The 23,029-nt window shown below is 67.6% G+C and carries 20 protein-coding genes and 9 pseudogenes; 12 read left to right on the top strand and 17 right to left on the bottom strand.

The window, feature by feature from the left end:
* Positions 1-540: 540 nt before the first annotated feature.
* Entirely contained in the window at positions 541-1,134 is a 594-nt protein-coding gene (locus ACIBK0_RS49580) for an RNA polymerase sigma factor (protein ID WP_399096391.1), read from the bottom strand.
* Between the two features lie 329 nt (positions 1,135-1,463).
* On the opposite strand from ACIBK0_RS49580, the gene ACIBK0_RS49575 reads away from it, so the two are divergent.
* The 4 genes from ACIBK0_RS49575 to ACIBK0_RS49560 all read left to right on the top strand — a co-directional run bounded on the left by ACIBK0_RS49575 (position 1,464) and on the right by ACIBK0_RS49560 (position 3,918).
* Positions 1,464-1,613 (top strand): DUF2933 domain-containing protein, encoded by a 150-nt coding sequence (locus ACIBK0_RS49575; protein ID WP_399096388.1) that lies wholly within the window; start codon positions 1,464-1,466, stop codon positions 1,611-1,613.
* Between the two features lie 31 nt (positions 1,614-1,644).
* Positions 1,645-1,824, top strand: coding sequence for a hypothetical protein (locus tag ACIBK0_RS49570; RefSeq protein ID WP_399096385.1), 180 nt, complete (start codon positions 1,645-1,647; stop codon positions 1,822-1,824).
* Positions 1,825-1,910: 86 nt separating this feature from the next.
* The gene (locus ACIBK0_RS49565; RefSeq protein WP_399096382.1) at positions 1,911-2,612 is read left to right on the top strand and encodes a methyltransferase family protein; all 702 of its coding nucleotides are present in this window, start codon (positions 1,911-1,913) and stop codon (positions 2,610-2,612) included.
* Between the two features lie 781 nt (positions 2,613-3,393).
* Positions 3,394-3,918 carry a peptidylprolyl isomerase gene (locus ACIBK0_RS49560; RefSeq protein ID WP_399096379.1) on the top strand — a complete coding sequence of 175 codons (525 nt, stop codon included), beginning with the start codon at positions 3,394-3,396 and terminating at the stop codon, positions 3,916-3,918.
* Between the two features lie 129 nt (positions 3,919-4,047).
* On the opposite strand, the gene ACIBK0_RS49555 is transcribed toward ACIBK0_RS49560, so the two are convergent.
* Both ACIBK0_RS49555 and ACIBK0_RS49550 read right to left on the bottom strand, forming a co-directional pair.
* Positions 4,048-4,857: a hypothetical protein gene (locus ACIBK0_RS49555; RefSeq protein WP_399096376.1), complete on the bottom strand. Its 810-nt coding sequence runs from the start codon at positions 4,855-4,857 to the stop codon at positions 4,048-4,050.
* 893 nt (positions 4,858-5,750) lie between these two features.
* On the bottom strand, positions 5,751-6,335 hold the full coding sequence (locus ACIBK0_RS49550; protein WP_399096373.1) for a hypothetical protein: 585 nt from the start codon (positions 6,333-6,335) through the stop codon (positions 5,751-5,753).
* Positions 6,336-6,752: 417 nt separating this feature from the next.
* Here ACIBK0_RS49550 and ACIBK0_RS49545 point away from each other — a divergent pair, with 417 nt between their 5' ends.
* Together ACIBK0_RS49545 and ACIBK0_RS49540 are read left to right on the top strand one after the other, a co-directional pair.
* Positions 6,753-7,676, top strand: a complete 924-nt coding sequence (locus ACIBK0_RS49545) for a phosphotransferase family protein (RefSeq protein ID WP_399096371.1) — start codon at positions 6,753-6,755, stop codon at positions 7,674-7,676.
* Between the two features lie 1,054 nt (positions 7,677-8,730).
* Positions 8,731-9,219: pseudogene (locus ACIBK0_RS49540) on the top strand (GNAT family N-acetyltransferase).
* 206 nt (positions 9,220-9,425) lie between these two features.
* Here ACIBK0_RS49540 and ACIBK0_RS49535 read toward each other — a convergent pair.
* From ACIBK0_RS49535 to ACIBK0_RS49500, 8 genes and pseudogenes are all read right to left on the bottom strand, one after another.
* Positions 9,426-10,095, bottom strand: a pseudogene (locus ACIBK0_RS49535) (SulP family inorganic anion transporter); the annotation flags it as partial.
* Positions 10,096-10,300: 205 nt separating this feature from the next.
* Positions 10,301-11,317 (bottom strand): DNA-directed RNA polymerase subunit alpha, encoded by a 1,017-nt coding sequence (locus tag ACIBK0_RS49530; RefSeq protein WP_399096368.1) that lies wholly within the window; start codon positions 11,315-11,317, stop codon positions 10,301-10,303.
* A 397-nt stretch (positions 11,318-11,714) separates the two neighbouring features.
* Positions 11,715-12,070, bottom strand: a pseudogene (locus tag ACIBK0_RS49525) (phosphotyrosine protein phosphatase).
* A gap of 135 nt (positions 12,071-12,205) precedes the next feature.
* A pseudogene (locus tag ACIBK0_RS49520) lies at positions 12,206-12,376 on the bottom strand (three-helix bundle dimerization domain-containing protein); the annotation flags it as partial.
* Positions 12,369-12,773: a low molecular weight phosphatase family protein gene (locus ACIBK0_RS49515; protein ID WP_399096365.1), complete on the bottom strand. Its 405-nt coding sequence runs from the start codon at positions 12,771-12,773 to the stop codon at positions 12,369-12,371. The pseudogene ACIBK0_RS49520 and the gene ACIBK0_RS49515, both read right to left, overlap by 8 nt.
* A 57-nt stretch (positions 12,774-12,830) precedes the next feature.
* Positions 12,831-13,655 (bottom strand): annotated as a pseudogene (locus ACIBK0_RS49510) (NAD(P)/FAD-dependent oxidoreductase); the annotation flags it as partial.
* Between the two features lie 290 nt (positions 13,656-13,945).
* Positions 13,946-16,138, bottom strand: coding sequence for a catalase/peroxidase HPI (katG, locus tag ACIBK0_RS49505; protein WP_399096362.1), 2,193 nt, complete (start codon positions 16,136-16,138; stop codon positions 13,946-13,948).
* Positions 16,125-16,292 carry a hypothetical protein gene (locus tag ACIBK0_RS49500; protein ID WP_399096359.1) on the bottom strand — a complete coding sequence of 56 codons (168 nt, stop codon included), beginning with the start codon at positions 16,290-16,292 and terminating at the stop codon, positions 16,125-16,127. The genes katG and ACIBK0_RS49500 overlap by 14 nt, the downstream gene beginning before the upstream one ends.
* A gap of 80 nt (positions 16,293-16,372) precedes the next feature.
* On the opposite strand from ACIBK0_RS49500, the gene ACIBK0_RS49495 reads away from it, so the two are divergent.
* Positions 16,373-16,963, top strand: coding sequence for a hypothetical protein (locus ACIBK0_RS49495; RefSeq protein WP_399096356.1), 591 nt, complete (start codon positions 16,373-16,375; stop codon positions 16,961-16,963).
* A 73-nt stretch (positions 16,964-17,036) separates the two neighbouring features.
* Here ACIBK0_RS49495 and ACIBK0_RS49490 read toward each other — a convergent pair whose 3' ends face one another.
* Complete coding sequence (locus tag ACIBK0_RS49490) at positions 17,037-17,459, bottom strand: hypothetical protein (RefSeq protein WP_399096353.1); 423 nt, start codon at positions 17,457-17,459, stop codon at positions 17,037-17,039.
* 204 nt (positions 17,460-17,663) lie between these two features.
* Here ACIBK0_RS49490 and ACIBK0_RS49485 point away from each other — a divergent pair.
* The 3 pseudogenes from ACIBK0_RS49485 to ACIBK0_RS49475 all read left to right on the top strand — a co-directional run.
* A pseudogene (locus ACIBK0_RS49485) lies at positions 17,664-17,916 on the top strand (XRE family transcriptional regulator); the annotation flags it as partial.
* Positions 17,913-18,452: pseudogene (locus ACIBK0_RS49480) on the top strand (GNAT family N-acetyltransferase). The pseudogenes ACIBK0_RS49485 and ACIBK0_RS49480, both read left to right, overlap by 4 nt.
* Positions 18,453-18,584: 132 nt before the next feature.
* Positions 18,585-18,764, top strand: a pseudogene (locus ACIBK0_RS49475) (transposase); the annotation flags it as partial.
* 5 nt (positions 18,765-18,769) lie between these two features.
* Here the strand turns inward: ACIBK0_RS49475 and ACIBK0_RS49470 are convergent.
* Positions 18,770-19,357, bottom strand: coding sequence for a TetR/AcrR family transcriptional regulator (locus tag ACIBK0_RS49470; RefSeq protein ID WP_399096350.1), 588 nt, complete (start codon positions 19,355-19,357; stop codon positions 18,770-18,772).
* A 133-nt stretch (positions 19,358-19,490) separates the two neighbouring features.
* Between ACIBK0_RS49470 and ACIBK0_RS49465 the strand changes: the two genes are divergently transcribed.
* Positions 19,491-19,775: a glyoxalase superfamily protein gene (locus ACIBK0_RS49465; protein WP_399096347.1), complete on the top strand. Its 285-nt coding sequence runs from the start codon at positions 19,491-19,493 to the stop codon at positions 19,773-19,775.
* A gap of 132 nt (positions 19,776-19,907) precedes the next feature.
* Here ACIBK0_RS49465 and ACIBK0_RS49460 read toward each other — a convergent pair whose 3' ends face one another.
* The 3 genes from ACIBK0_RS49460 to ACIBK0_RS49450 all read right to left on the bottom strand — a co-directional run bounded on the left by ACIBK0_RS49460 (position 19,908) and on the right by ACIBK0_RS49450 (position 21,874).
* A complete protein-coding gene (locus ACIBK0_RS49460; protein WP_399096344.1) occupies positions 19,908-20,249 on the bottom strand; it encodes a putative quinol monooxygenase in 342 nt (113 codons plus the stop codon).
* A gap of 182 nt (positions 20,250-20,431) precedes the next feature.
* Positions 20,432-20,830 carry a nuclear transport factor 2 family protein gene (locus tag ACIBK0_RS49455; protein ID WP_399096342.1) on the bottom strand — a complete coding sequence of 133 codons (399 nt, stop codon included), beginning with the start codon at positions 20,828-20,830 and terminating at the stop codon, positions 20,432-20,434.
* 294 nt (positions 20,831-21,124) lie between these two features.
* On the bottom strand, positions 21,125-21,874 hold the full coding sequence (locus tag ACIBK0_RS49450) for a glucose 1-dehydrogenase (protein WP_399096339.1): 750 nt from the start codon (positions 21,872-21,874) through the stop codon (positions 21,125-21,127).
* 352 nt (positions 21,875-22,226) lie between these two features.
* Here ACIBK0_RS49450 and ACIBK0_RS49445 point away from each other — a divergent pair.
* Positions 22,227-22,746, top strand: a pseudogene (locus tag ACIBK0_RS49445) (transposase); the annotation flags it as partial.
* Positions 22,747-22,832: 86 nt separating this feature from the next.
* Here the strand turns inward: ACIBK0_RS49445 and ACIBK0_RS49440 are convergent.
* The coding region (locus ACIBK0_RS49440) for a hypothetical protein (RefSeq protein WP_399096336.1) at positions 22,833-23,029 on the bottom strand (197 nt) is incomplete at its 5' end.

The raw sequence follows: 23,029 nt of genomic DNA, 5'->3' as shown, positions 1-23,029 counted from the left end.
CGTGGGGGGGGGGCGCGGGGGGGGGGGGGGGGGGGGGGGGGGGGGCGGCGGGGGGGGGGGGGGGGCGCGGGGCCCCACCCCCGCGGCGCGGGGGGGGGGGGGGCCCGGGCTGTCGGGGGGGGCCCCCCCGCCGTGCGCTGCCAGGCGGTGCGACAACGCCGCCCTGTGCTATCTCACGCCCTGCCCGGCTGCAGCCCGTCGTTGGACCGCGAGCGGTGACCGAGAGGACCCCTCTGCCCCTCGGTCACAGCCGTGTCCTCGTGAAGGTCCTCCCACACAGCGGTGCGCGGCGTGCGAACCCTTTCAACGAGGCGACGCAGCCTGGTCCACGCGGCCATCACGAACGCGATGATCGTGAGTACGAGTTTGTACACGAATGACTTCCCTTCCTTGGTCTCGCTCGATGTGAACCAGGTGCGGGCCAATCCCCCGAGATTTCGCCCGTTCCTGGCCGGGGTAGATCCCCACTCGGGCCTGCGGCGGATCGTCCGGCTGAGTGCCGGTCGGGGCCGGGATCCGCAGACCCTGGAAGGGGTCTACTCATCGCTCCGAGCTGCGAGGCCGGTAGCGGAAGCGGCGTTTCACCTCCGGCCTGTTCAGGATCCGGTCCGCTCGTACGAGGGCCTGGCGCACGCAGTCGTGGGTCCAGTCCAGGACCTCGGCGATCTCCTTGGCGTTCAGGCCGTAGACGAAGCGCAGTACGTAGGCGCGGTGATCGCGCGGGGTCAGCACCTCGGCCATGATCGTCTTGACGTCCGAGTACATCAGGCCCGAGTCGTCCAGGGGGACGTCGGTGCGCTCCAGGACACCGGTGTCGTCGTCGCCGATGAGGTCCTCGGCACCCTTCCTGATCTTCTCGAGCTCGTCGTAGGCGCAGTTGATGCACACGCGCGTCATATAGGCGGCCGGGTTCTTCACCCGGTGGCCGGCCCGCAGGTGCGCGGTCATCCTGACCTGTGCCTCGCCCCACACGTCATCGACGTACCGCTGGTCGATCCGCGTGAGGATGATGTTCTTGTAGGTGGCCGACTGCTTCTCCAGTCCCTCCATGATCTTCTCGACGCTCTCGCGTTGCTTGGCCCTGGCAGGCCCCAGCAGTCCCAGGAATCCGCGCCTCGGCGCGCTGAACCCCATAGGGCTCTCCATGGACTCTGTCACTGGCATTACTCCATTCCCTCGGGGCCCACGGGTTGCTTCCCGTCCCAAGAGCGGGTCGCTTCCACGCCTCATGTCGTTCGACTCCTGAAAGGACGCGCAGTGTGAAGTACTCGGGGAGGAAAACCGTCACTTTCTTCTCTGTACAGGTCATGACCTTCTGCGGGAAAGGTCGAGGATGGCGCGGCGCGGACGACGACGCCCGGCGAGGCTGCCTGAGTCGCGTTGTCGCGGGTGCCGGAGATGCTGCACTTGGTCGAACTGGCCGCCGCGTACGGTACTTCGCCGCGGGCCGCACCGGATCGACCATGGTCTGGCTCGCCCTCGTCGTCGCCTGCCCGCTGATGATGTTCTTCATGATGCGCGGCATGCACGGCGGCAACGGTCAGCACCGCGACGACCGGGACGAGGACCCGGTGCACAAGCACGACCACCACACCGGGCCCAGCCGGCCCTGACCGTCCCCGGCCCCGGTGGGAGGTGAGTGCCATGGCCGCCGTGACCGCCACACTGATCGGGCTGCTGATCCTGGGCGCCCTCGTCTACGACATCACCCGGCTGTTCGGCAGCGAGGAGCCCCGCCGGCCACCGCTGGCCCGCCTGCGGTGGCCGGCGCGCCGCTCTGGAGGCCGCGGAGTTGCGCGTGGTGGGCCTGCGCCTTCACCATGACCAAGCCGCCTACCAGCAGCGTATGAGCAGCCTCGCCCAGGGACGGCGCACACCCGCCCGCCCCGCCTCCACTGTGGGAGGTCGCCATGGATGACGCCGCATACGGCCTGTGGCCGCTGGTCGTCCTCAACACCCTGCTGTTCATCGTGTTCGCCGCCAGCTTCTTCCACCCCACAACGCAGTGGGACTGGCGTGCGATGGGCGCCTACAGCGCGTTCCTCGTCGCGCTGTTCACCGAGATGTACGGCATCCCGCTGACCGTCTACCTGCTGGGCAGCTGGCTCGGCTCCCACTTCCCGCTGCTAAAGAACACCCACGCCGGCGGACACCCGTGGAACGACCTGACCGGCTGGTCGGGCGATCCGCACCTGAGCCCCTTCCACCTGGCCAGCTACGTCGCCATCGGCACCGGCTTCTGGCTGATCGCCGCCGCCTGGAGGCGCCTGCACGAAGCCGCCCAGCACGACCACCTGGCCACCACCGGCCCCTACGCATGGGTGCGGCACCCCCAGTACGACGGCTTCCTCCTCATCATGATCGGCTTCCTGTTGCAGTGGCCGACCATCCCCACCCTGATCATGTTCCCGATCCTGATGTACGTGTACTGGCGGCCGGCACGCAGCGAAGAACACGAAGTCGCCGCCCACTTCGGCGAACAGTGGACCGCCTACGCCGAGCGCACCCCCGCGTTCTGGCCGAAGCTGCGCCACCGGCCAACCGGCTCCCACCCGTCGCCAGGTGATGCTCGCGGCCCGCACCAGCCCGCTGCCCGGAGGTGTCGGCGATGACGGCACTGACCTGGATCCTGATCGCCGTCGGCCTCGTGACCGCCGCAGCATGCGCAGTCCGGGTGCACCGTGCGGGCGGCCCGTCGCGGGAGGTGGCGATCGCTCTGCCGGTTGCTGCGGTGCTCGCTCTGCCCGCGCTCCTGACCGACGACGCGCCCGCGGCTGCCTGGGGCCTGTGGGGCGCTACCACCATCGCCGCAGCCCTGATCTGGGCCGTCGCCGACACCCTGCGCGACATCCCCCACCGGCCCCCGGAGCGACCCGAGATGACGGCAGCGGCACCGTCAGTCTCGACAGCGGCACCCCCGGTGAGATCACCTCATGCGCACGGCAGCGTTCGGTGGGGGCCTCTGCGTGGACTGGGGAGGCCGCTCGACCGGGTTCGGGGAGCATCCGTCGTGCACCGGCTGGACGCCCTGATCGGCCAGCCGACGCTGTGCTGCATCCGAACGAAGTCGCCTGCGGCCGCGGGCCGAAGGCTGGGAGGCGGATGTGGCTTGCGGGCGGGTTCTCGCCCGCCGGGCCGCGCTTTAGGCTGCGACCGCTCCGAAATCTGGCGATCTTTTGGAGGGTGTGCAGGATGAACCGAGCTCTCATGACCGCATTGGCGGCAGCAGCGTTGGTCGTGTCCGGGGGCAGCACCACCGCCTCTGCTTACGATGCCCCGCCGCGAACCACGCACGGTCCTTGTCAGTACACCCAGACCCCGGACGAGCCGGCGGCGCGGCGGGTTCCCCTGCCGCCCGACCCGCGGCACACCCCCAGTCACGGCACGGTCGGTATGGCTGTCCGGACCAGCCAGGGCCCGCTCCCGCTGAGTCTGGACCGGGCGAAGGCGCCGTGCACGGTCCAGAGCTTCGTGCACCTGGCGCGGCACCAGTTCTACGACCGTACGGTGTGCCATCGGCTGACGGCGTATCCGACGCTGAAGGTCCTGCAGTGTGGCGACCCGACCGGCACTGGCGAGGGTGGGCCGGGGTACGAGTACAAGGACGAGCTGCCGGTGGACCTGCCGCCGGCACCGAGCGATCCGACCGGCGTCCGTCGCCTTTACGGGCGCGGTTTGCTGGCGATGGCCAACGCCGGGCCGAACACGAACGGTTCGCAGTTCTTCGTCGTCTACGGCAACTCCGCGCTGCGACCGGACTACACGGTGTTCGGCAGTGTCGGTGCCGCCGGCCTGAAGACGCTCGACAAGATCGCTGCTGGCGGTATCGAGCCAACTTCGCAGGACCCGACGCCTGTCGACGGCATGCCCGTGCTGCGGACCGAGCTGCTCAGCGTCCGGCCGTCCTGCCGGCCCTGACGAACTGTGGTGCGGTCACCGTGGGTCCAGCTATGTGCCTGGTCTCACGGTGATGTGAAGTAGCCGTTGTTGAACGCCTCGTGCTGCAATTCGCTGTGACGCTGGGCGGGCCGTCGGGCGGGTGGCGCGTCAGGGGCCGTAGGGGCTCCAGTGCCCGAGGAAGGGCTTCAGGTCGTCGGCTCGCGGCTCGGGGATGTCGGGCAACTGGGGCGGAGTTTCCAGGGGGTCGAGACGCTCCACGGTGTCCGCTGCCCAGCTGATCCATGCTTCGGCTTCGGTTCTCGCCTTCCCCGGCGGCATGGCCTCGATTCGCGTGCGTACGGCGCTCACATATTCGGTCAGTCGGGTGGCGTGGCGCCATGCCGCTTCCTGGACTTCGAGGTGCCTGACGCGGTACGCCTCCGCGTACCGGACGCGAGCCTCCTCCATGGCAGCTTCCCAGCGGACGCGCTTCTGGCGTGCCGCTTCGATCTCGTCGAGACGTCTGCGTTCTGCGGCTTCGCCGCGGAGGGCGACCTCCTGCGCGATCTCGGCGAGCTGTTCTTCGAGGGAGCATCCGAGAGTGTCAGCCCATTCGCTCGCCCGGTGCGGTTGGCCACCGCTAGGGACGAAGCGGAGACGCTCGGACGGGGTGTAGTCGAGGCGGGGGATCCTGGCCCAGGAGTACTTCTTCGCCTCGGTGAGTTCCTTCTCGGTGGTGACGTGCTCCGTCCGGTCCTGCTCCTGGAGGACGAGGAACCCCACGGTCTGTCCCTGCGCGGTGATGGTGAAGTGGGGAGATGCCCTGCGCCGGCGATGAGACGGGGGTGCGAAGCCAGTCTGTCCTGCCGAACTGGAGTGTCCGTCGTTCTCGGCGGCGGCGATCAGCGCCTGGATGAGTCGGAGAGCACGCCCTTGGACGGGCTTGGTCAGGCCCAGCGGCTGACGTTCGTTCTGCATGGCCCGGACCACGGGGTGCGGCCGCACGAGCCGCGATGGCACGGGGACGGGTTCGAGGACGGCAAGACGCCAGGCGGGGATGTCGACGAGCTTGATCTCGTACCCGCCACGGCACCAGCCCCGTACAGCTCTTTCGTCTCCGGGATCCTTCCGGACCTGCGGGCAGCGGCGATACGGGACGGCCAGTTTACGGAATCCGGCCCGCGTCCGTTCTTGACGATCCGGCCGCCCGCCTCCGCGAGCTCTTGCAGCGGCTGCTCCGTGAACGTCACGCGAGGCTGCGGGGGAGAGCTTGGCTTTCGCACGGAGGCCGGAGTTTCCTGCGCGCGGTTAGACGGGGCTTGCGGAGTGGCGGCCTGGGTCTTCTGCGAGCGTGAACCGCGGGGAGGGTAAGTACCGTGCGCCAGATAGTGCTGGCCGACGCTTGTCAGGGCGACACTCCACTGCCCGCCCTTCCGGGAGATCGTGACCAGGCCCCGGTTCTGCAGTGCCTGGCAAGTGGTCTTGTAGGAGCTGGCTTCCAGACGCCGGCAGGGCACCCGGCTCCCACCCACTGCAACACCGAGAGCTGCCGCTCATTGACCCGTCGTTTCAATGACCCGCCTTCGACTCGAGGTTGACGTACCACCGCGGCATGTTGTCAGTTCCGTTTGTCAGCGGCGGGTGGTTCGAAACTATTCGCTCGAACGAGCGAAGGCTGACGTGGACCGTGTCTACGCGGCGATGGCGCGTATCGCCGACCGGTGCGCGGCCGGGCCTTCGCCGAAGGGAGCGATGAGCTGCCATTGTGCGGGCGAACTGGGTGCCCGTGCGGGCGGCGATCTTCGCCGTTGCCGTCAGCTCGGTCTCCGTGCGCTGCTGGCGAGTCAGCCCAGTCCCTGCGGTCGCAGCTTTCAGCCACTGAGCTTCCCGCGCAAGCGTTCGTTCTCCTTCTCCAGGGTCTTAACGCGTCGTTCGAGGTCGGCTCGTGTCGGCTTCTTCGGGGGCGGCGGAGGTGGAGGTTCTGTTGCTTCCGGTGGCTCGCAACGCAGTCCGATGCGTTCGAAGGCCACGATTGTTTGCCGGTCTTCCCCGCACTCAGAGCATCGCCTGCCGTATGACCCGGCGGAGATGGGGTCGGTGTACGTGTAGTGCGCCTCGGTCTCGATGATGTGGCCGCAGTACAGCCGGACACGCCACCGCATGATCTCGTGGTCTGCCTTCTTGAAGGACTGCATCAGCTTCGCGACCTTCTCGAACGCCTGGCGGCGACGCTCCGCCCTCGCCGGGTCTGCCCGGCATTTGGCGTTGTCCTCCTCGACCTGACGCCGAACCGACTCGCTGATCTCCTCGCTCTGGTTCTGACGGCGGTGGTCCCCAGAGGTGAGTTCATACTCCTCCAACGGAATGTTGCTGCTCCGGTATTCGAATTCGCGCATGACGGCCAGCGTAGAAGCGGTGTCCACGCGGCCGTGGAGAAGAACGGTCTTGTCAACCAACTTGCGGATTCTGCCTATGAGTGACCGCCGGGGTGCGTGCTGGCCCAGGGGGCTGGCCTCCATAAAGTCGTGGTTGGTTGATCGGATTCGCGGTCGCAGGAGTCGCTGCAGGCTGTGTCGCGTACGCTCCGAGGTCAGCCGCATATGCCCGCATAGTACGGCGGCGGGCGGCTGCGGCGAGGGAGTTGGGGGCGGGGCTGTGGATGGTGTGCTGGATGCGGGTAATCAGGACGCCCAGCCACCCGCAAGAGCCGGAGGCAAAATAGGTGATGGGGTTCCTTACCAACTGCGCACCCATCTAAGGCGTGTTTGGTAAGTGGTCGGGCTGTGGCCGTTCGTCGGCGTGGCGGTGATCGTGAGCATGCATCGCGGGAAAGTCCGGTGCATCGATGAACTGCCAGCTCCTAGAATGCGTGGGTGAACCTTTCGCATCTCGGCGCGCCGATCGGGCCGATGATCCGCGTCCACGGCGGGTTCGCCAACCGGATGTACCGGCTCGACACCGACCAGGGGTCGTTCGCGGTGAAGGAGTTGAACCTCGTCGACCGCCGCTGGACCTATCGCGTCGAGGACGTGTTCAGGTTTGAGCGGGCGGCCTTCGCTGCCGGCATTCCGATGCCAGAGCCGATCTCGGCCAACCACTACACGCTCGTTCACCGATGGGTCGAGGGAGAGAAGGTGCCCGAAGCACCGGTGTCGGCGGCGTACGCGTTTGAGATCGGTGAGATCCTCGCGCGCATCCACGCGCTCGACGTCGCGTGGACCCATGTGTCGAGCGAGGACCCGACGTCACGGGACTGGCCCGAGCTCGCCGAGCGGGCGGCGGCGACCGGACAGCCGTGGGCCGACGAGCTCGCCTCTCACGTCGAGACGTTCCTCGCGATTGCCCACTTCGTCGACACCTGCGAACGGCCAGGCCCCGTCGTGCTGACCCACAGGGACATCCAACCGTGGAACCTGCTGGCTCGAGAGGGTCGGCCGGTCGTGCTCGACTGGGAGCTCTCGGGGATGGTCGACCTGTCCGGTGAGCTCGGCTCGACCGCGCTGAGCCTCGCGAAGGGGCCTGGCTTCGACGACATCGAGCCCGCCATCTTCCGCTCGGTTCTCGACGGCTATGTCGCGGGGGGCGGAGTGCTGCCGCCGTCAGGTCCAAGCTGGTTTGTGTTCATGATCGGCGGCTGGCTGGGGCACACGAGGTGGAACATCTTCCGGTGCCTCGCCGGTGTCGAGGCGAGCACCGGTCCTGACCTCGCGCTGTCGGACGAGTCCGTGCGCAACGGGGTGCGCGGCCTCCCCGACCTGTTCGGCCGACTTCCGGAGCTCGAGGCGCTGCTCGTGTGAGAGTGACCTGCGTCGGTGCTTGGTACGCGGCGTAAGGCGCGCTCCCGATTCCGTCGATGACCTGCACCGACGCGGACGCGCGGACACCCGTCCCCGGACCGGCCGGAACACCGGAGACACGAACGTAATCGCTGGCGTCGCCTGGCGTGACGCGCTCGCAGCAGACGCCGACCGCGGCAAGCCGGCTCTCGATTGTGCGCCTGGATGCGGTTCCGCTTGTGGTGCACCGGCAGCCGGTCGGCACAGAGATCTCCGATGGTGAGGCAGAGGGTCGCTGCGAGGGGAACGAGGAGAGGTAGCAAGGCGCATCGAGGCCGTTGCGCAATCGACAGCGGAGGACGCATGCGGTACGTACAGTGCGAGCGTGGCATACGCCTGGAGGGCGCTTGAGCGGCGGGATCGTGAGCGCGCCGATCGTCTGACCTTCGGGTTGGGTCTCGGATGGGCCGTGCGGGCGTGTTTGAGGTGTTGATCAAGATCGTGAAACGATCTTCGAATGTCTCGTGGTGATCTGACGGATGCACAGTGGGAGTGGCTGGGCGCGGCGGGCTGACCACCAAGATTCACCTCGCCGTAGACGCCTCCTTCCAGGGGAGGTGGTCAGCCCGGGAATCCGACTGGAGAAGATCCATACGGTATAGCGGGCGACATCGGTCTGGATCGTCAACTGAACGACTCAGGCCCAGGTTTTGCAGGCCCAGCTGTCCCACTCAGGGCCGATGTCCCGGGCCCCGGGGACGGTGAGGGCGTGGTCCAGCCGTCGGGGCCGGCGAACGTCGAGGATGATCCGCCTCACGAGGCTGGCTCGGAACTTTCCTGTACCGGCTCGGCTTCGCCACGGCAGGCTCAGGGAGAGCAGCCGTCGACCACGCCGTTCTCCAGCTCCTCCGCATCGGTCGGGCGTCCAGTTGCTGCTGGCGGGCGGCCGATTCGGCGGCAGTGACGTGGCCGATCGGGGCCTGGGCGAGCGGTTCCCGGGAGCGGCGCAGGAACGCCTGCGTTGAGCAGCCGACCCGCCGCACGAAGGCACTCCCTGGTGCGAAATACTCGCCCGATGAGTTCACGCACTTCCCGGATCAACCAGCCGATCACGATACGGAGGGCCGTCGCGCGGGATGCCAAACGGCTCACGCGGCTCGTGCGTGGCTCAGGCGCCTACGAGGGTAAGTATGCAGCCGCAGTGGCGGGTTACCGGGTCGGTCCTGATTACATCGAGGCCCATCGCGCCTTTGTGGCCGTCGGCGCCGACGAGCATAAAGGCCGGGTCCTCGGGTTCTAGTCGCTCGTCCTCGCTCCACCGGAGCTCGACCTGCTGTTCGTCGCCGACGAAGTGCAAGGACGGGGTATTGGACGGCTGCTCGTCGCGCACATGCAGTCCGAGGCCCGTGCCGCCGGGATCGACCGTCTCAAGGTCGTGTCGCACCTTCCCGCCGAGGACTTCTACCACCGCGTCGGTGCGGTGCGGACCGGGACCGCGTTCGCGAACCCGCCCGCCGTGCCGTGGGACCGTCCCGAATTCGAGTTTCGCATTCCTTCGGGATGACGCGGTGTGCCGGTTGGCGGGGCACCGGCTTCGCCTGCGTGGTGGCCGGCTTGCAGGAGTCGCTGGACGCCGCTCGCTCCGTGTGTGCCGTCTCCTCTGCCCTGGCGTGCTGATCGCCTGCGCCAGCGGCTTCCCCCCGGCGAATTCCTCACCCCCGGCACTCCCGGAGCCATCGCAATCGGCACGCATTCCCTGCCCACCTGTCGGCCGACCAGCGCCATGGCGCGCGCGTACGGGGCGACGGTGGTGAGCGTGTCCAGGGTGTGGCACGTCCGGCAGGCCCGGCACCGGAAGCGAAGACGGCAGGGCACCCTTGTCGCCCACGGTCGGTACCGCGATCCCGGCCGCGATGGTGATGACGATGGACACCAGCGGTGCCGGGATCACGGTGGTGATTTTCGGGAAAAACACCATCAGTGCCAGACCGGCGGCGATCAGCGGATACACGGGCCAGGGCACGCCGGTCATTTCCGGCACCTGCGCCATGAAGATGAGGATGGCGAGGGAGTTGACGAAGCCGACCATCACGCTGCGCGGCACGAACCGCATCAACTTGGCGACGCCGAGGGCGCCGAGGACGATCTGGAAGACACCAGCCAGGATGACGGCCGCGACCAGATAGCCGAAGCCGCGCTCGCGGTTGAGTGGGGCGATGACCAGGGCGACGGCACCAGTCGCTGCGGAGATCATGGCTGGTCGGCCGCCGACGATCGCGATGGTCACGGCCATCGTGAACGAGGCGAACAGGCCGATGGACGGGTCGACGCCGGCGATGATCGTGAACGAGATCGCCTCGGAGATCAGCGCCAGGGCGACCACGAGCCCGCGCGATCTACGCACCCAACTGTCCCGGGCCGAGGAGTTCGCGGCCACAATGGCCCGGCGTCTGACGAGGGCTCCCACGCCCTGACGCAGCTCGACCTTGCGGAGGCGTAGTACCTGTCGCAGATCGAGGAGCTCGCTGTTGGGATCCAGGTCGCGGGCGCACAGGGCTGACTTGATGGCGTCATGGCTGCCGCTGACGGCGACGATGCGCTTGCCGGCCGACGCGAGTGTTTCTATGGCCGGCGCAGCGCAGCGTTCAGTATTGCTCCGTCTCCACGAAACCCGCGTCCGTGTCGTCGTCCGCACCGAGTGCGGCGGCGGTGGGGTCGAATCCGGGCGGGCTGTCCTTGAGACCCAGGCCCATGCCGGCCAGCTTCGCCTTGACCTCGTCGATGGACTTCGCACCGAAGTTACGGATGTCCAGGAGGTCGGCCTCGGAGCGGGCGACGAGCTCACCCACGGAGTGGACGCCCTCGCGTTTGAGACAGTTGTAAGAACGGACGGTGAGCTCCAGCTCCTCGATCGGCATTACCAGATCGGCGGCGAGCGCGGCGTCGGTGGGGGACGGGCCCATGTCGATGCCCTCGGCGTCGATGTTCAGCTCGCGGGCGAGACCGAACAGCTCGACCAGGGTCTTACCGGCCGAGGCCATGACGTCACGCGGACGCATGGCCTGCTTGGTCTCGACGTCGACGATCAGCTTGTCGAAGTCGGTGCGCTGCTCGACACGCGTGGCCTCGACCTTGTACGTGACCTTGAGCACCGGCGAGTAGATGGAGTCGACCGGGATGCGGCCGATCTCCTGGCCCACCTGCTTGTTCTGCACGGCGGAGACGTAACCGCGGCCACGCTCGACCGTGAGCTCCATCTCCAGCTTGCCCGTGCCGTTGAGCGTGGCGAGGACGAGGTCGGGGTTGTGCACCTCGACACCGGCCGGGGGCGCGATGTCGGCGGCGGTGACCAGACCCGGGCCCTGCTTGCGCAGGTACATCACGACCGGCTCGTCGTGCTCCGAGGAGACGACCAGCTGCTTGATGTTGAGGATCAGGTCGGTGACGTCCTCCTTCACGCCCGGCACGGTGGTGAACTCGTGCAGGACACCGTCGATGCGGATGCTGGTGACAGCCGCACCGGGGATGGAGGACAGGAGGGTGCGGCGGAGGGAGTTGCCGAGGGTGTAGCCGAAGCCCGGCTCGAGCGGCTCGATTACGAACCGGGAGCGGAACTCGTCGACGACCTCTTCGGTCAGGGACGGACGCTGAGCAATCAGCACGGGGTGTTGCCTCCAGTGGTTTGGCGCCCGCTATGTGACGCCGTAGACACCACGAAGGGTACGGGCGATAGGGGCGATACGGCCTCCGCAGAGGCCGAACCGCCCGACTTCAACCCAGTGGGAGGCTTCGGGTCTCCCTTCCGCCCGCCGCCCCACGGCCGTTTCCGCTGTGCCGCGTCCAGCTCTCGGGCGCGCAGGATGGCCATGCAGGCATGCGCGGCCATGGCCGGCGATGTCGTGATCACGGCGTCGGCGGGGAGAGTTGGCAGGGGTGGTGTGCACCACTCACGGCGCTGTGCTTGGCCGATGCGTCCCGGCTCGAGACCCCTGTTGCGTCAGGCGCTGTGCACGTAGGCGAAGACGAGTCGTGGGTCGGCCGCCGTGCCCATGTCCGCGGTCAGTGCTGTATCGGGACGCCGAGGTCGTCGAGAAGCCCGCGGACGCGGCGTTCGATGTCGTCGCGGATGGGCCGGACGTCGTCGACGGTCTTGCCCGCCGGGTCGTCCAGGGTCCAGTCGAGGTAGCGCTTGCCGGGAAGACCGGGCAGGCGTCGCCGCAGCCCATGCTGACGACGACGTCGGCGGCGCGGACGATCTCGTCGGTCCAGGGCTTGGCGAACTCGCGGGAGATGTCGATGCCGCGCTCGCTCATCGCGGCGATGGCCGACGGATTGACCTCGAAGCCGGGTTCGGATCCGCCTGACCACGCGACGGCGCCATCCCCAGCCAGGTGCTGGAAGAAACCCATGGCCATCTGGCTGCGGCCGGCGTTGTGGACGCAGAGGAAGAGCACGACGGGCTTGCCGTCGATGGAGTGGCCCTCGACCTTGGCCAGGGCGCGCAGGCGCTGGCGGGCGAAGCGTTCGGCGATGAGCGGGAGGAAGTTGGGGATGGTGCTGCGGCCGGCGAACTGGTCGTAGCTGGTGTGCAGGAACCGCTCGATCGTCTCCTGGCCGAAGACGCCGTCGAACTCCCGGCTCAGGTGGGTGGCCGCTGTGCGTAGGGCGAGTTGCTGGTCGATGCTCAGGTTGCGGTGCGGGACGGGCGCGGTCTCAGTCATCGGTGCCTCCAGGAGGGCGGACGGCGGGCGCCAGCCGGTCGATCCGGTCGGCGAGATCACTCAGGGCGTCGGCGAAGGCGTCGTCGGTGCCGGTGCCGGTGCGGGTGGGGTCGGGGACCGACCAGTGCAGTCGGTCGGGGACCCGGGGGCCGAGTTGCTCGTGAGCGTTGTCGCAGACGGCGACCACGAGGTCGTCCGGACGGAGTGTCTCGTCGATATGGGAGGTGTGGGCGGCCGCCAGCGAGAGGCCGTGCTTGCGCGCGGTCGCGACAGCCCGCGGGTGGACTCGGGAGGCGGGCTGAGTTCCCGCCGAGGCGACCGGGACGTTGCTGTGGCGCTTCCAGAGGGCGGCAGCGAGGTGTGAGCGGGCGGAGTTGTGCGTGCAGACGAACACCACACGGGGCGCCGTAGTCGTCGGTGACGTTCGCGAGAGCCATGATCTGCCTCCGGGGCGTCAGGCGGCGGCTACGGCCGGTTCGCCCGCGGCGTCGGCGTCGCTCAGGGCGGCGAGGTACCGCTCGGCGTCCAGGGCCGCCGCGCAGCCGGAGCCGGCCGCGGTGATTGCCTGGCGGTAGGTGTGGTCGACGACATCCCCGGCGCCGAAAACGCCCGGGATGTTCGTGCGCGTGGACGGCGAGTTGACCTTGAGGTAGCCCTCGTCGTCCAGGTCCAGCTGGCCGGTGACCAGGTCGGTGCGCGGGTCGTGGCCGATGGCGACGAACAGCCCGGTGGCCGACAGGTGGGAGGGCTCGCTGGTGACGGTGTCGCGCAGGGTGAGCCCGGCGAGTTTGCCGCCGCCCTCGTGGATCTCGGCGACCTCGCTGTTCCAGGCGAAGGAGATCTTCGGGTCGGCGAAGGCGCGGTCCTGCATGGTCTTGGACGCACGCAGGGTGTTGCGGCGGTGGACGATGGTCACGGATCGGGCGAAGCGGGAGAGGAAGGTGGCTTCCTCCATCGCCGTGTCGCCGCCGCCGACCACCACGATGTCGTGCTCGCGGAAGAAGAAGCCGTCGCAGGTCGCGCAGTACGACACCCCACGGCCGGAGAGCGCGTCCTCGCCCGGAAGATTGAGCTTGCGGTGCTGCGAGCCGGTCGCCACGATGACGGCCTTGGCGCGGTGGACTGTCCCCGTGCTGTCGGTGACGGTCTTGACGGTGCCGGTGAGGTCGACTTCGACGATGTCGTCGGGGACGAGTTCGGCGCCGAAGCGCTCGGCCTGGGCCCGCATGTTGTCCATGAGGTCGGGGCCCATGATGCCGTCGTGCGTGAACCGTTCCACTGCCTCGACACGCGCCAGCCGACACGGGTCGGACAGGACCGCCGGACACGGTCTCGGCCTGGCTGTCGCCCAGTCCATCACACGAGCGCACTCGGGCGTCCTGCACATCGCTCCCCTCTCCGACGGCGGCGCCTGGAGGCGAGCATCGGTTTCGCGTTCGCGGCCACTCCCGGCTCCCGGAGCCAGGAGCTGACAACGATGTGGAGCCGGCCCGCTCACGCAGGCATCTGGCTCAGCACCGCCTTCGCCACGTCCCGGTCGGCCGGTGAGGGTCGACCGGGACGTCGGGCTCAGGCGAGGTCGAACCGGTCGAGATTCATCACCTTGTTCCACGCTGCCACGAAGTCACGTACGAACTTCTCTCCCGCATCCTGGGACGCGTAGACCTCCGAGACGGCTCGGAGCTGGGAGTGCGCACCGAAGATCAGGTCGACGGCGGTGGCGGTCCACTTGACCTCGCCGGTGGCGCGATCCCGGCCTTCGAGCACGTTCTCCTCCGTAGCCGATGCCTTCCACTCCGTGCCCATGTCGAGCAGGTTGACGAAGAAGTCGTTGGTCAAGATTCCCGGCCGGTGGGTGAAGACACCGTGGAGGGACCCCTTGAAGCCGGTGTTCAGGGCCCGCATGCCGCCGATCAGCACCGCCATCTCGGGAGCGGTCAGCGTCAGCAGGTTGGCGCGGTCCAGCATGAGGGTCTCCGGCGACAGCTTCTCGCCCGCCGGAAGGTAGTTGCGGAAAGCGTCCGCCTTGGGCTCCAGCACGGCGAATGACGCCGCGTCGGTCTGCTCCTGCGAGGCGTCCGTACGCCCAGGTGCGAACGGAACCGTGATGTCGTACCCGGCGTTCCTCGCGGCCTGCTCGACGGCCGCGCACCCGCCGAGGACGATCAGGTCGGCGAGGGAGACCCGCGTTCCGCCGGTCTGGGAGAGGTTGAAGTCCTGCTGGATCCGCTCGAGCGTGGCCAGTACCTCGGTCACCTCGGGGAGGTCGTTGAGTTCCCAGCTCTTCTGCGGCGCGAGACGGATTCGTGCTCCGTTCGCCCCACCGCGCTTGTCGGTGCCGCGGAAGCTTGCCGCCGATGCCCAGGCGGTGGTGACGAGCTGGGAGATGGAAAGGCCCGAGGCGAAGATCCTGCCCTTGAGGGCAGCGATGTCCTCGTCCCCGACCAGTTCGTGATCGACGTCGGGAACGGGGTCCTGCCACAGCTGCGGCTCGGGAATCCACGGGCCGAGGTAGCGCGAGCGGGGTCCCATGTCGCGGTGCAGCAGTTTGTACCACGCCTTGGCGAACGCCACCGCGAGCTCGTCCGGGGCCTCGTGAAACCTCTTCGTGATCGGGCCGTAGACCGGGTCCACCTTCAGCGCGAGGTCCGTCGTCAGCATCATGGGGGCATGCCGCTTCGACGGATCATGGGCGTCGCGTACGGTGCTCTTGGCCGTGGGATCCGAGGGAGTCCACTGGTGGGCGCCGGCGGGGCTGCTCGTCAGCTCCCACTCGTACCCGTAGAGATTGTCCAGGTAGCCGTTGTCCCACTTGGTCGGTTCGGTGGTCCATGCGCCCTCCAGACCACTGGTGAGCGTGTGGGGGCCTGTGCCGCTGCCGTATGTGTTCCGCCAGCCGAGGCCCTGTTGCTCGATGGAGGCGGCCTCGGGTTCCGGGCCGATATAACTGGCTTCGACCGCACCATGACACTTGCCGAAGGTGTGGCCGCCGACGATGAGTGCGACTGTCTCCTCGTCATTCATCGCCATGCGCGCGAACGTCTCCCGAATGTCCCGGGCGGCAGCCATCGGGTCGGGGTTTCCGTTGGGCCCCTCCGGATTGACGTAGATCAGTCCCATCTGCACGGCGGCGAAAGGACCGGTGAGTTCCCTGTCGCCGCTGTAGCGCTCATCTCCGAGCCATGTGTCCTCCGGCCCCCAGAAGATCTCCTCGGGTTCCCAGATGTCTTCTCGCCCGAATCCGAACCCGAACGTCTTGAATCCCATGGATTCCATGGCACAGTTTCCGGCGAAGACCAGAAGATCGGCCCAGGAGATTTTCCGGCCGTACTTCTGTTTGACCGGCCAGAGCAGACGGCGCGCCTTGTCCAGGCTCGCGTTGTCCGGCCAGCTGTTGAGGGGGGCGAAGCGCTGTGCGCCGCTGCCGCCACCGCCGCGGCCGTCCGCGATGCGGTACGTTCCCGCGGCATGCCAGCTCATCCGGATGAAGAGCGGCCCGTAGTGACCGTAGTCGGCAGGCCACCAGTCCTGGGATGTCGTCATCACCTCGAAGACGTCACGCTTCAGTGCGTCGACGTCGAGGGCCGCGAACTCTTTCGCGTAGTCGAAGTCTTCGTCCATCGGGCTGGATCGGGGCGAGCGCTGGTGGAGAACCTGAAGGTCCAGCTGATTCGGCCACCAGTCCCGGTTCGTCCTGGGCCGCTGCGTCGGTGTGGGCGTCGGTGAAGGGATTGCCGGATTCTCGCTTTCACTGCCGGACATGCCCGTCCTTCTTCCTGTCTCGGTGTTCTGCCTGCCGGTTGTTGCTCTTGACGCCGTTGGCTTTGCTGGTGTCGAGCGCGTCGACCCACGCAGTCAGCGCCACGGCGCCCACCGGCTGGAAAATGTGCTGTGCCGCGTCCGTATGGTCGCGCACCGCAGACCACACCTCTATGAAACACGCAGAACACCCCCGTATGACAGCGAGAGAAGATTAGGGGCGGCCTTCCTGCGCCCGTGCCGAATTCCGACGCAAGCCGAATCAACCGTGATGTCGGCGCGGTCGGCCGCGAGCTGCGCGACTTCATCAAGACACACCAGCTCGACAAACACCTGCGGGCCTTCGGGGCGAGAGAGACGATGACCACGGTCATCGCAACGCGGCAGGAGCTGTATCTACGTCTGTTCGAACATATCTGGAACCCCGCACGCCTGGGCCTGCCTGCCGCCGTTGTCGCGGCACCTTCAGCAGGCGTCTTCACTCAGCCGCCTGCCCGTCCGAGCCAGGCCGCTCTGCGGCGCGAACCGGCTTCAGGCCGGCGCACGGACGTAGCCAGGATGATCGACGCCCAGGTTCTGCAAGCCGGCACCCGGATCGTGGTCACCTGCCGCGCAATCGAACACTGGGCCACCATCGACGCGACCGGCGGCATCATCCTCACAGCGACCGGAGGCACCCCCTACGGCCGGGTCGACGAGGCCGGAGCCGTCGCACGCGGCACCAAGACTTGCCAGGGCATGAACGAATGGCACATCGAAGACGAGAACGGAGTACGCGTCAGCCTGCGCACCGTCCGCGACCGTGCGGCGGCGGCTGGCGCCCTATAGCCGGTCAGGTGGGTCTGTCGGAAGCCGCTTCTACCCTGGCGATAGGACAGCACCAGTGGCCGGGCGGCGCGGCCTAAAGATCGACAGTGTCACGGCCGCGCCGGCGCTTCCCGAAGTCGGTGACGATCGGCAACAGATTCTGCACCAGAGGCTGGCCCGGGGAACACTCTCCAACCAGGCATCCAGAACCCGCGCCAGGGAAGTGATCCCCGCTTTCCACCAGGACGGCTTCGTCTTCGACTCGAACGAGAAAGTGCTTGTCTACGAGGCGTTGAAGCGAGTACACGAGCAGTTGCCGCAGGAGTCCTCCATCGCCGTCTTCCCGCTCCTGATAGGCGGCGGTGAGCTTGTTGGGGTCGAGTGTTTCAACGCGCTGGGCCGGGTCGGCAACCGAGGCGAGTCCGTGCCGGTCGACGGCGATCGCGGGTATGGGTGCCTCGTCGGCCCACAGAGCGAACACCATCTTGTACTTTCCGGCGACCTTGTCGAAGATCACGAGGACGTCCTGCTTGCTGTCGTAGACGCCGTGGCCTTGACTGCGAACCAGCTCGCGGTACCGGCTGGGGGACGGTAGTAGGAGCGATTCTTGTAGGAGCCTCGTTGTTGATCTTCTCGTAGTTGTCGAGCACCTTCTTGGCTGTCTCCTGCGTTACCACGCCTGCGGGGTGCGGCTCACGTTCGGGGTGGGGCTGCTGGCCGCCTGTCCGCCCTCCGGCCTCACATGAACCGGTCCCGGGCCATCACCACGACCCGGCTCGCACACCCCCGCCCAGGGCGACGCCGACGCCGCCACGGCCACCGCGATGAAGGTCCCCGCCGACGCAGCCACCCAACACGCCCGCGTCTCGCGCATGCTGCAAGAGTTCGGGGCCGCGCTGCGCGCCACCGCGCCCGGCAGCACCACCGTCCAGACCTGGACCGAGCACACCGCCGCCTGGAAGATGGCTGCATGACCACGGCGCCCGCCATCGAACTGCGCACCTTCACCACCCTCGACACCGTCCGCGGCGATCTCCTCGACGTGTACGCCGACGTGCGCGCCCCTCTGCTCCACCTGTCGAACTACGCCGTCACCGCGTTCGGCGAGCGCCTGGACCGGCACGGCACCGAGCCGGGGTTCACGGCCGTCCTCGCGTACGCGGACGGACATCCGGTCGGCTACGCCTACGGCAACACCATCGAGCACGGCGACCGGTACTGGCAGCGCACCAGCCCGACGCCGGCGGAGAAGTACACCGAGCGCCCGGCGGTGGCCCTGAAGGAGATCGGCGTCCGGCCGGCCTGGCGGAAGAGCGGCACCGCCCGCCGCATCCACGACGCACTCCTCGCCACACGCGACGAGCGAGCCGTACGTCACGCTCATGGTCAACCCGGCCGCCGGCAACGGAAAAGTCCACGCGCTCTACAAGTCGTGGGGGTACGAGGACATCGGGCAGAGCCGTCACCGGCCTCGCCGGTTCTCACCGTGATGATCCGCGCCAGCCGCTGACCAGTCCCCACGTCTCCATGCGACGCGGGGCGGTTCAGTATCCGCCTGGCCGCCCCGGACGAACTCGCCGCCATGGTCGCCGACTACCTTAAGGCGTCGTTTCTTATGGGCTAATCGTTCGTTGAGCCGTGCATGACGGATCTGGTTGAGCGGTTGGTGCCGGACGAGCTGTGGACGCTGTTTCGGCGGGTGGTCCCGCCGACGCAGGTCATATGCCCGCAGGGCGGCGGACGCCGGCGGACCGGTGACCGTAAATGCCTGGCGGCGATCATCTTCGTGGCCACATCGGGCTGCACCTGGCGGCAATTGCCCAACGTCTAAGGGCGGGGCAACTGGGCGAGGGCGGCGCGGCCGATCTGGAGCAGGGCCGACTCGTCCATGTTGGTCTTGGCGAGGAACTCGATGCCCTGCATAACCGCGAGCAGCACTCGTCCGAGCTCCCGGGGGTCGGCGTCCGGGGCCAGGGCTCCTTCGCCCTGTGCCTCCTCGACGCAGGCAATCAGGAGGTCTTCGACGGCCTGATATGTCGTTCTGGCCCGCGACGCAACGTCGGGCTCCTGGCTGTGGAGTTCTGAAGTGCTGTTGACCAAGAAGCAGCCGCGCCGCTGCGGGTCTTCTGCAAACCCCTCGGCCGCGCCCTCAAGGAGGCAGGTCAGGCGTTCCATGGCCGTGCCCGGCCCGGTGAGGATCGACCGGACGCTGTTCAGTTGCTCGTCACGGTAGCTGTCCAGCACCTGAAGGAAGAGCTGGCGCTTGTCACCGAACGCCCCGTACAGACTTCCCTTGCCCAGCCCCGTGGCACCCATCAGGTCCTGCAGCGATGTGGCCGCATAACCCCGGTTCCAGAACTCCTCGCGTACGGACTCCAGAACCTGGTTCTCGTCGAAGTTTCGAGGGCGTCCCATAGCAGCCATACTACCTGATTCTTGACCCTACGGTCCATAAATCCGTACCGACCATCAGTCCGGCCGTACCGGTGCTGCGCGTCACGTCCGTCGCCCAGGTGCTGCCTATACCTTCGACTACCCGGGATTCACCTTGGACTGGGAGCATCGCTTCGGGCCTGGGTTGCTGCTGTACGTCCAAGTCTCCCGCTCGGCAGCCGTCCTGCACCTGTCCGAGCACCACGGCGACGGCAGCCCGCATGGCGTGGCCTGGTTCCCCGTACGCGACGTGTCCGCGCTGCACAAGGAACTGCTCGCCCGTCCGAACGCGCCGATGCGACCCGGAAAGGACCCGGACGCGCCCGGCGCGCCGACGATGCAGGTCACCGACCCGAACGGCAACATCCTGCGGGTCGCGCAGGCGCCATCGGCGCAGTAGGCGGCCTCCCGTGCGCCGCACTGACACGCTCCGTCCCTACAGGTTGTCGGTGAGCGGCAGGTCGGCGCGAGCCGGCACATTCCATCCCCCAGAAGGCCGCATCTGTGCAAGGAGCCGCCGGCAGCCGGCCCGTCAGGAGGAAACATCCTCCATTCCCTCGACGTCAGCGGACTCGCTGCCGACGACGTTGTAGATCGTTGCCACCCTGCGCACGATGTGGAGCTTGGATACTGCCGCGATGGTCGCCTGAAAGGCTTCGCTGGCAATGTGCGCGTCGAGGTGCTCGCGGCCCTCCCAGCCTTCGGTGAGACGAAAGACGTTCGGCTCGACGACGCTCTCCGCCACGTCGTACCAGATGCAGCCGTCCTTGGCGTGAGTGTGCCCGATGTCGTTACGGACGTGCGTGAGGAATTCTTCACGATCATCGGGGTGGATTTCATAGAGAGCGGCGACAACAATGCTGGGCTTCGACATGTGCTTCTACCTTTCTGAAGGTGGATGTTGCGAAGAGATCTGCCGCTTTGTCGGGATCGTTGACGCTTCCGGTGTACGCGAGCAGCAACTCGAGGGCATCCCTCATACGGCTTTGTTCCCCCGGGCGCATCCGTGGGCCCGTGGCCCGTGGGAGTCCTCGCGCGACCGGGCTGGTTGCTGGGTTACTCGGCGAACGCCTCGGACACCTTGAGGGTGTCCTCGTAGAGGTGCATCGTGACGATTTCATCGCCGGCCACCTGCAGGTGCATGGCGATGGGCATGGCGAAGGTCCGGCCGGTGCTCTTCGCTACCCGGGTGAAGCGACCGAGCAGGATCGCGTGGTCGCCGTCGATGAGGAGCCCTTCGACCTCGTCGACGTTCTTGTCGGGCACGATGTTGGATCCCAGGGTGCGCAGGTAGTCGGCCACCTCGCTGCGCTTGGAACGCTGCCCCGTCCAGGGCAGCGCTGCCGAGCCGGGGACGTACCAGTCGATGTCGTCTGCGAAAATTTCGGCGACCCTGTCCGGGTCACCGGCCGCCAGCAGGCCGAGGAACTGCTCCACGACGTCACGCGTAGCCATGATCAAACACCTTTCACGATGAGGTACCTGAAACGGTTGTTCAGGGGGCGGGCCAAGAACAGCGCCATCCCGCAGAGGTGCCGCGGAGCCCGTTGAACGAGTTGTGGACCTAACGGTCATTTCGAAATCGATATGGGCCATTGAGTCAAGAAGCTGGTTTGGGCGCGCGGCGCCTGCTGGGACGAACCTGGCGGGGGGGGGCGTGGGACGGGCGCTCTGCTGAGGGGGCGGAGGGTTTCGTCGGGACGTCGGCCGCTTGTTTGCAGTCGGCCGTTCGAGGACCGGCCTCCGGGTTCAGACCTGGTTGAGGCCGCCGTCGACGAACAGTTCGGTGCCAGTGATGAAGCTGCTCTGGTCGGAGGCCAGGAAGAGGGCTGCCGAGGCGGCCTCGTCCGGCCGCCCCATGCGGCCGAGGGGCACCTGGCTTGCAAGAGAGCTCTGGAGCTGCGCTGTCTGCTCCGCGTCGGGAGCCAGGCCGGCAATCCCGGGGGTGTCGATGGGGCCGGGTACGAGGGTGTTCACCCTGATCGCACGGTCCCTCAGCTCGTTGGCCCAGGTGCGGGCGAAGGAGCGAACGGCGGCTTTGGAAGCGGCGTAGACGCCGAAGGCCTCGGCCCCCGTGGTGGCGGCGGTCGAGCCGGTGAGGATCACCGAGGCGCCGTCGCTGAGCAGCGGGAGCGCCTTTTGGACGGTGAACAGCATCCCCTTGACGTTGATGTCGAAGGTCGAGTCGAAGTGTTGCTCTGTGACCTGCTCCAGAGTGGAGAACTCGCCGCCGCCGGCGTTGGCGAACAGCACGTCGATGCTGCGGCCCTGCGCGGTGACGGCTGCGTAGAGCCGGTCGAGGTCGGCCAGGTCGGCGACGTCGCTGCGGACGCCGGTGGCGTTCGCGCCGATCTCGGCCACTGCGGCGTCGAGGACTTCCTGGCGGCGGCCCGTGATGAACACGTGAGCGCCCTCGGCCGCGAAGCGCCGCGCGGTGGCCAGGCCGATCCCGGTGGTTCCGCCGGTGACTAGTGCGGTCTTGCCGTCAAGCTGTCCCATGGTCTTCTCCTGGTGGCTCGTTGGGATCGTCAAACGGACGGCCGGGTGATTCGTCTCCGGGCCGGAGTCCGGGTGCGGTCTTCCCTCTCGCCGGCGCGCTGCTGCGCAAGTCCCCCGGGGCTAGCGGGGGGGGGCGTTATGGTCCGACTGGTCCAATATAAATATTGCGGACCGATTGGTCAAAAATTGGCTGAGGTCTGGGCGCGAGCGTCGCAGCGAGACCCCGGATCCGTTTGTGGACGTCGCACAGGTGGGCAATCTGGCAAGTAGTGAGCAAGCGGCACCGTTGACCTGCGAGGATGCGCGTCGAAGTCATGTCCGCTGGCGAGATCAGGGCATCTTCCCGCCTGTAGTACGCAAGGGCAGGCCGTAGCACCACAGCCAGTTCGGCTACACCGCGTTGGTCGCCGAGGCAGAAGACGGCTTCGTCGTCGACCACCAGGTGCACCGCGGAAACCCGGCCGATGCCCCGCAGTTGGTGCCTGCGGTCGAGCGGGTGATCACGCTGGCTGGCCGGGTGCCGGCAACCGTGGTCGCCGACCGCGGCTTTGGCGCCGCGGCCAACGACCGGGCCCTGTCCGAACTCGGGGTCGCGGATCGGCCTCCAGCGCACCGGAACCCCGGGGAAGGCCCGCCAGGAGTACGAACGCAGCTGCCCGTTCCGACGGATGCGCAACTGGAGAGTCGGCATCGGAGCCCGGATCAGCCACCTCAAGCGCAGCTTCGGATTCCGCCGCACTCGCCTCCGCCGCTTGGCGGGCGCGCAGACCTGGGCCGGACTCGGGATCTTCAAGTCCAAGATCGAGCGTTTGGGTGTTTCCTCAGGTCAGGGCCATGATCGCCGCGTCCGGGTCAGTAAATGGTCAGCATGAGGCCGCAGGGCGTCCCGGCTTGCTGACCTGCAGCCGAAGAAGCTGGTTTCCACGCAGGGCGACGCGATCGAGCGCCTGACGCAGGTCTACGCGGAGAAGAAGAAGACGGCGCCGCACCGATCGTGAACAACGCTGTTGCCCGGCGTGGACACGTCGCCGGGTGCATTCTGCACAGTGATCGCGGATCGCAGGGTGGATTCAACTGGTCGTCGCAACGCCCTGATCTCGGAGGTGTGCGACGTGGCTACGGCGGACTGGAGTTTGAAGACCAGCGATGTCCCGG

Origin of the sequence: Streptomyces sp. NPDC050564 (genome assembly GCF_044457265.1) — a bacterium.
Taxonomy (GTDB): domain Bacteria; phylum Actinomycetota; class Actinomycetes; order Streptomycetales; family Streptomycetaceae; genus Streptomyces.
This window is presented reverse-complemented; position numbering and strand designations above follow the sequence as displayed.

Bases quoted from the DNA above. Each gene is read 5' to 3' on its own strand.
- ACIBK0_RS49580 (WP_399096391.1), bottom strand. From the start codon at position 1,134: ATGGGGTTCAGCGCGCCGAGGCGCGGATTCCTGGGACTGCTGGGGCCT.
- ACIBK0_RS49575 (WP_399096388.1), top strand. From the start codon at position 1,464: ATGGTCTGGCTCGCCCTCGTCGTCGCCTGCCCGCTGATGATGTTCTTC.
- ACIBK0_RS49570 (WP_399096385.1), top strand. From the start codon at position 1,645: ATGGCCGCCGTGACCGCCACACTGATCGGGCTGCTGATCCTGGGCGCC.
- ACIBK0_RS49565 (WP_399096382.1), top strand. From the start codon at position 1,911: ATGGATGACGCCGCATACGGCCTGTGGCCGCTGGTCGTCCTCAACACC.
- ACIBK0_RS49560 (WP_399096379.1), top strand. From the start codon at position 3,394: ATGGCTGTCCGGACCAGCCAGGGCCCGCTCCCGCTGAGTCTGGACCGG.
- ACIBK0_RS49555 (WP_399096376.1), bottom strand. From the start codon at position 4,857: ATGCAGAACGAACGTCAGCCGCTGGGCCTGACCAAGCCCGTCCAAGGG.
- katG (WP_399096362.1), bottom strand. From the start codon at position 16,138: ATGTCCGGCAGTGAAAGCGAGAATCCGGCAATCCCTTCACCGACGCCC.
- ACIBK0_RS49470 (WP_399096350.1), bottom strand. From the start codon at position 19,357: ATGGGACGCCCTCGAAACTTCGACGAGAACCAGGTTCTGGAGTCCGTA.
- ACIBK0_RS49460 (WP_399096344.1), bottom strand. From the start codon at position 20,249: ATGTCGAAGCCCAGCATTGTTGTCGCCGCTCTCTATGAAATCCACCCC.
- ACIBK0_RS49455 (WP_399096342.1), bottom strand. From the start codon at position 20,830: ATGGCTACGCGTGACGTCGTGGAGCAGTTCCTCGGCCTGCTGGCGGCC.
- ACIBK0_RS49450 (WP_399096339.1), bottom strand. From the start codon at position 21,874: ATGGGACAGCTTGACGGCAAGACCGCACTAGTCACCGGCGGAACCACC.